Below are 6,621 nucleotides of genomic sequence, written 5' to 3' on the forward strand. Positions count from 1 at the left end.
ATCGTTGCGTTCCCGGGACTGACCTTGGCCGTGCTCATCCTTGCAATCAATCTGCTCGGCGACTGGCTGCGCGACGCGCTCAATCCGAAGCTGCGGTGAGCCGCTTGCGTCGTATTCCGAAGGCTCCGAACCGATGACCGCCCCTGTCCTGTCCGTGCGCAATCTGCAGGTCGAATTCGCCAGTCGCCGCGGCGTGCTGCGTGCAATCGACGGCGTCTCCTTCGACATCGCCAAAGGCGAGGTGCTGGGCGTCGTCGGCGAATCCGGCGCGGGCAAGTCCGTGACCGGGCTTGCGGTGATCGGCCTGATCGACCGGCCCGGCCGCATCGCCGGCGGCGAGATCCATCTGTCGGGCCTGCGCATCGACAATCTCGAGGCGGAGCCGATGCGCCAGGTGCGGGGAAAGCGCATCGGCATGATCTTCCAGGATCCGCTGACCTCGCTCAACCCGCTCTACCGGATCGGCGACCAGATCATAGAGACCATCAAGACCCACACGACCCTGACCGACCAGCAGGCGCGCAAGCGCGCGATCGACCTGCTCGCCGAGGTCGGCATCCCCGCACCCGAGAAGCGCATCGACGGCTACCCGCACGAATTCTCCGGCGGCATGCGCCAGCGCGTGGTGATTGCGCTCGCGCTGTGCGCCGAGCCCGAGCTGATCATTGCGGACGAGCCGACCACCGCGCTCGACGTCTCGGTGCAGGCCCAGATCATCGCGCTGATCAAGCGGCTCGGCCGCGATCACGGCACCGCGGTCATGCTGGTGACCCACGACATGGGCGTGATCGCCGAGACCTGCGACCGCGTGGCCGTGATGTATGCCGGCCGCATCGCCGAGATCGGTCCGGTGCAGGAGGTGATCAAGAATCCGCTGCACCCCTACGCCAAGGGGCTGATGGGCGCGATCCCGACGCTCGCGGGCGAAGACAAGCGGCTGGTGCAGATTCCCGGCGCGATGCCGCGGCTCTCGGCGATCCCGCCCGGCTGCGCGTTCAATCCGCGCTGCAGCTTCGTCTTTGATCGCTGCCGGATCGAACGACCCGAACCGCTGCACCAGGGAACGCAGGCGGTCGCCTGCCATCTCTATGATCGCGCGACGGAGAGCGCGGCATGACTGATTTCGTCGAGGTCAGGAATCTCCGCCAGGTGTTCGACGTCTCGAAGCCATGGCTCAACCGCGTGCTGGAAGGCGGGCAGCCCGAATTTCTGAAGGCGGTCGACGGCGTCAGCTTCGAGATCAGACGCGGCGAGACCTTCGCCCTGGTCGGCGAATCCGGCTCCGGCAAGACCACGGTCGCGCGCATGGTGGTCGGCCTGCTGCCGCCGACCTCGGGCGAGGTGATCATCGACGGCGTATCGATGACGGATCCACGCCAGGCGCAGGCGCGCAGAAAATTGCGGCGCCGCATCCAGATGGTGTTCCAGGACCCTTACGCCAGCCTCAATCCGCGCTTCCGCGTCGATGCTGTTATTGCCGAGCCGATCCGCGCCTTCAGCCTGATCGACGGCGAGCGGCAGATCAAGGACCGGGTCGGCGAGCTCTTGACCCTGGTCGGCCTGCATCCCGACGACGGCCAGAAATTCCCGCATGAGTTCTCCGGCGGCCAGCGCCAGCGCATTGCGATTGCCCGTGCGCTCGCCTCGGAAGCCGAGTTCATCGTCTGCGACGAGCCGACCTCGGCGCTCGACGTCTCCGTACAGGCACAGATCCTCAACCTGATGCGCGACCTGCAGGATCGCCTCGGCCTCACCTATCTCTTCATCAGTCATAATCTCGCCGTCGTCCGCCACATGGCGAGCCGCATCGGCGTCATGTATCTCGGCCGCGTCGTCGAAATCGCCCCGGCGCGCGCGCTGTTCGAGAATCCGCGGATGCCCTACACCAAGATGCTGCTGGGTGCGGTGCCGGATCTGTCGATGTCCGGCCGCCAGCGCGTCCCCGTCAAAGGCGAGATCCCCAATCCGATCAATCCGCCGTCGGGCTGCAGTTTCAACCCGCGCTGTCCTCTCGCCTTCGATCTCTGCCGCCGCGAGGCGCCGCCTCTGATGGACGGCGTCGCGTGCCACGCAGTCAATCAACCGACCGCCGTGCCGGTGTGATTGCTACAAACGCAGCCGTGCTCTGTTGCCGCGGCAGTTGGCATCCCAGGAGGGCCATGATCAACTGCGCGCTGCGCCGACCCCGCCCCATGGACCGCTCATGAGCTTCATCAATCCTGATCCCTTCACCACCCGCCCCGAAATCGAGGGCACGTTCGGCGTCGTGACCTCCACGCACTGGCTTGCAACCGCGGTGGGGATGGCCGTGCTCGAAAAAGGCGGCAACGCATTCGATGCGGGCGTCGCGGCGGCGTTCACGCTTCAGGTGGTCGAGCCGCATCTCAACGGGCCCGGCGGCGACGTGCCGATCATCCTGCATGACGTCAAGCGCAAGCGGACCGAAGTGATCTGCGGCCAGGGCCCGGCTCCGGCCCGCGCGACCATTGCGCACTACAGACGCGAGGGTCTCGACATGGTGCCAGGCACCGGCCTGCTCGCCGCCGTCGTGCCCGGCTCGTTCGAATCCTGGATGCTGCTGCTGCGCGACTACGGCACGATGAAGCTGCGCGACGTGCTGGAGCCCGCGATCGCCTATGCGCGCGACGGCTATCCGTTGGTCGAGCGCATCTCGGCCACGATCCAGACCGTGGAGCAGCTGTTCCGCACGCATTGGCCGACTTCGGCCGCGGTCTATCTGCCGCACGGCGAAGTTCCGAAACCCGGCACTCTGTTCACCAACCCACAGCTTGGCGCGACCTATGCACGCATCCTGCAGGAAGCGGAGAGTGCAGGCGGAAATCGCGAGGCGCAGATCGAGCACGCCCGCAAGGCCTGGTCGCAGGGCTTCGTCGCCGAGGCCATCGACCGCTTCTGCCGGACCCAGGAGATCATGGATGTCTCGGGGTCGCGGCATCGCGGCGTCTTGTCGGCCGACGACATGGCCCGCTGGCAGCCGACCATCGAGGCGCCGCTCACCTACGACTACGGCCGCTACACCGTCTGCAAGGCCGGCGTCTGGAGCCAGGGCCCGGTGCTGCTGCAGCAGCTCGCGCTGCTGAAGGGCTTTGCGCTCGATGGCCTCGATCCGGCCGGACCCGACTTCATCCATTGGCAGGTCGAAGCCGCCAAGCTCGCTTTTGCCGACCGCGAAGCATTCTACGGCGATCCCAACTTCACTGAGGTGCCGATCGCGACGCTGTTGTCGGACGCCTACAACAATGAGCGCCGCAAGCTGATCTCGGACAAGGCCTCGCTCGACTTGCGGCCGGGTTCGATCGAAGGGTTTGGCGCCATCGTCAAATTGAACCGTGCCGAGGGCGCCCGCGAAGCAGTCGGCGCGATGGGATCAGGCGAGCCGACGGTCGGTCGCTTCGGCGAGGTGCGCGGAGACACCGTGCATTTCGACATCATCGATCGCGACGGCAACATGATCTCGGCCACGCCCTCGGGCGGCTGGCTGCAATCCTCGCCCGTCATTCCCGAGCTCGGTTTCTGCCTCGGCACCCGGGCGCAGATGTTCTGGCTGGAGGAGGATCATCCGGCGGCGCTGGTGCCAGGCAAACGCCCGCGCACGACGCTGTCCCCCACCATGGCGCTGCGCGACGGCGAGCCGTATCTCTCCTGGGGCTCGCCGGGCGGCGACCAGCAGGACCAGTGGAACACCCAGTTCTTCCTGCGCCACGTGCACGCTGACATGAACCTGCAGGAATCGATCGACGCGCCGGCCTGGCACTCCGAGCATTTCCCGATCTCGTTCTGGCCGCGCACCGCGCGCCCCGGCGTGCTCGTGCTCGAGAACCGCGTGCCCAAGGCCACGATCGACGAGCTGCGCCGCCGCGGCCACATCGTCGAGGTCGGACCCGACTGGTCCGAGGGCCGGCTCACCGCGGCATCCAAGATCGGCCGCCGTCGCCGCGCCGCCGCCAATCCGCGCGGCATGCAGGGCTACGCAGCCGGACGATGAGGGCGCTGTCGCCATGACTTGGTCGATCATCGCCAAGGACCAAGCCTCGGGACAGATCGGCATCGCAGTCGCGACCCGCTTCTTCGCCGTCGGGGCGCGTGTGCCCTTCATCGTCGCTGGCCGCGGTGGCCTTGCGACGCAGGCGCTGGTCAATCCCTATTACGGCATCGATGGCGCCACGCTGCTGCGTGAGGGCCGGCCCCCGCAAGAGATCATCGAGATCCTCACCTCGGCCGATCCCGGCCGGGAAAGCCGGCAGCTGCACATCCTGGACAGCCAGGGCCGGATTGCGGTGCACACCGGCAAGGACTGCATCGACTGGTGTGGCCATGTCCAAGGCGACGGCTTTTCGATCGCCGGCAACATGCTGGCCGGCGCGGAGGTGCTGAACCAGACCGCTGAGGCCTACATGGCCCGTGCCGCCCTGCCCTTCGCGCCGCGGCTGATCGCGGCGTTACAGGCGGGCGAAGCCGCGGGCGGTGACAAGCGCGGCAGACAGTCCGCGGCCCTGCTGATCCATGGCGCGGAGGAATGGTCCATGCTCGATCTGCGGGTCGACGATCATCCCGATCCGCTAGCCGAGCTCGAACGTCTGGAGCAGGTCAGCCGCACGCATTGGACGACGTTCCGGCGGTTCCTGCCGACGCGGGACAATCCGGCCGGGGTCACTGATCGCGCCGTCATCAACGCCGGCATCGCGGCGGTCATTTCAGACCCGTCATAGGCAAGCCGATCGGAATTGAGACCTGTTCGCGGTCGCGCTGCACATCCTGAGGGCAAGCAGCCGCTGCTTTTTGCTGCAGGGCAATCGGCGCCCGCGCCGTCGGCGCTGCTCTTGCCTCGCTCACGCCGCGATTGCGGAATCGCAGCACATCGATACCGGGCGCCGGCGACCAAGCGCCGTCAGAGCCAGTCTCGCAGAGCGGAACTACTTGCTGCGGTTGCGCACAATCCATGGGCAGCCACATCTTGCCGTCACTGGACAAACTGATCGCCGCGTTCTTCCCTGCGGAAGGACCGTTCGCATCCGGTGTTGGTACGGATGGTGCAACGGGCCGGCCGGACTTTGAGCATGGAGTGAGTGAGATGAGAAAGGTTTGCCTCGCCGCTGCCGCGGCAGCGTTCGTGGTTTCGTTGTCCGCTGCCGCGCAGGCCGAATCCACCTTGCGCATCGGGCTTGCCGAGGACCCTGACATGCTCGATCCCTCGCTCGGCCGCACCTATGTCGGCCGCATCGTGTTCTCGGCGTTCTGCGACAAGCTGTTCGACATCGACGAGAAGCTGAACATCGTGCCGCAGCTCGCGCTCTCGCACGAGAGCTCCGCCGACGGCAAGGCGATGACGATCAAGCTGCGTCCCGGCGTCAAATTCCAGGATGGCGAACCGCTCGACGCGGAAGCCGCGAAATTCTCGATCGAACGCCACATGAACATGCCGGGCTCGTTCCGTAAATCGGAACTTGCGAGTGTCGATCATGTCGAGGTGATCGATCCCCTCACCATCAAGCTGGTGCTGAAGACGCCCTTTGCGCCGCTGCTTTCTCAACTCACCGACCGCGCCGGCATGATGGTCTCGCCCAAGGCCGTGAAGGAGGAAGGTGACAAGTTCGGGCTGCACCCGGTCTGCGCCGGTCCCTACAAATTCGTCGAACGCGTGCAGCAGGACCGCATGGTGTTCGAGAAATTCGCCGACTACTGGAACAAGGACAACGTCTTCATCGACCGCATCGTCCTTCTGCCGATCGTCGATGCCACGGTGCGGCTCGCCAACCTGAAGTCCGGCGGACTCGACCTGATCGAGCGCGTGCTCGCCACCGACATCAAGGACGTGCGCGCCGACCCCAACCTCGTGCTCTCGACCGCGCCGGAGCTCGGTTATTACGGCCTCACCATCAACATCGGAAACAAAGCCAAGGGTGCGCTGAGCCAGTCGGAGAAGGTCCGCCAGGCCCTCGATCTCGCGATCGATCGCGAGGCGCTGAACCAGGTCGTGTTCAACGGCGAGTTCACGCCCGGCAACCAATGGGTCAGCCCCACGCATCCCTACTATCAGAGCGCCTTCCCGGTGCAGCCGCGCAACGTCGAGAAGGCCAAGGCGCTGCTCAAGGAAGCGGGCGTCGCACTGCCGGTGTCGATCGACTACATGGTGCCGAAGGGCGCGGAAAATGAAGCCGTGGCGCAGGTGGTCCAGTCGATGGCAGCGGAGGCCGGCTTTGACATCAAGATCCGGCTGATCGAATTCGCGACCTCGTTCAAGCAGGCGCAGGCCGGCGAATTCCAGATTTTCCAGATCAACTGGAGCGGCCGCATCGATCCTGACGGCAATTCCCACGTCTTCCTGCACACCGGCGCGCCGCAGAACGACGGCGGCTATTCCAATCCCGAAGCCGACAAACTGATGGAAGAGGCGCGGCTGACCGACGACGTCGCGCAGCGCAAGGCGCTGTACGAGAAGCTCACCAAGATCGTGCTGAACGACGAGCCGATCATCTATCTCTATCACCGCAAGCTCTTGTTCGCGCACACCAAGAAGCTCGAGGGCTACAAACAGATGCCGGACGGGCTGGTGCGCGTGATCGGGCTGAAGCTGAAGTGAGCATGTTCGCGCACAAGACC

General features: G+C 65.7%; 5 protein-coding genes and 1 pseudogene. All 6 read left to right on the forward strand.

The annotated features are described in order from the left end of the window. Positions 1–99 (forward strand): annotated as a pseudogene (locus BRAS3843_RS42195) (ABC transporter permease); the annotation flags it as partial. Between the two features lie 34 nt (positions 100–133). After that, complete coding sequence (locus tag BRAS3843_RS17205) at positions 134–1,117, forward strand: ABC transporter ATP-binding protein (protein ID WP_008970243.1); 984 nt, start codon at positions 134–136, stop codon at positions 1,115–1,117. Further along, positions 1,114–2,103, forward strand: a complete 990-nt coding sequence (locus tag BRAS3843_RS17210) for an oligopeptide/dipeptide ABC transporter ATP-binding protein (protein WP_035981977.1) — start codon at positions 1,114–1,116, stop codon at positions 2,101–2,103. The genes BRAS3843_RS17205 and BRAS3843_RS17210 overlap by 4 nt, the downstream gene beginning before the upstream one ends. Positions 2,104–2,203: 100 nt before the next feature. Next, the gene (locus BRAS3843_RS17215) at positions 2,204–4,006 is read left to right on the forward strand and encodes a gamma-glutamyltransferase family protein (protein WP_008970245.1); all 1,803 of its coding nucleotides are present in this window, start codon (positions 2,204–2,206) and stop codon (positions 4,004–4,006) included. Positions 4,007–4,019: 13 nt separating this feature from the next. Next, a complete protein-coding gene (locus tag BRAS3843_RS17220) occupies positions 4,020–4,730 on the forward strand; it encodes a DUF1028 domain-containing protein (protein ID WP_008970246.1) in 711 nt (236 codons plus the stop codon). 362 nt (positions 4,731–5,092) lie between these two features. Continuing rightward, on the forward strand, positions 5,093–6,601 hold the full coding sequence (locus tag BRAS3843_RS17225; protein ID WP_035981979.1) for an ABC transporter substrate-binding protein: 1,509 nt from the start codon (positions 5,093–5,095) through the stop codon (positions 6,599–6,601). The last annotated feature ends 20 nt before the right edge of the window (positions 6,602–6,621 follow it).

Source organism: Bradyrhizobium sp. STM 3843 (assembly GCF_000239815.1).
GTDB lineage: Bacteria > Pseudomonadota > Alphaproteobacteria > Rhizobiales > Xanthobacteraceae > Bradyrhizobium.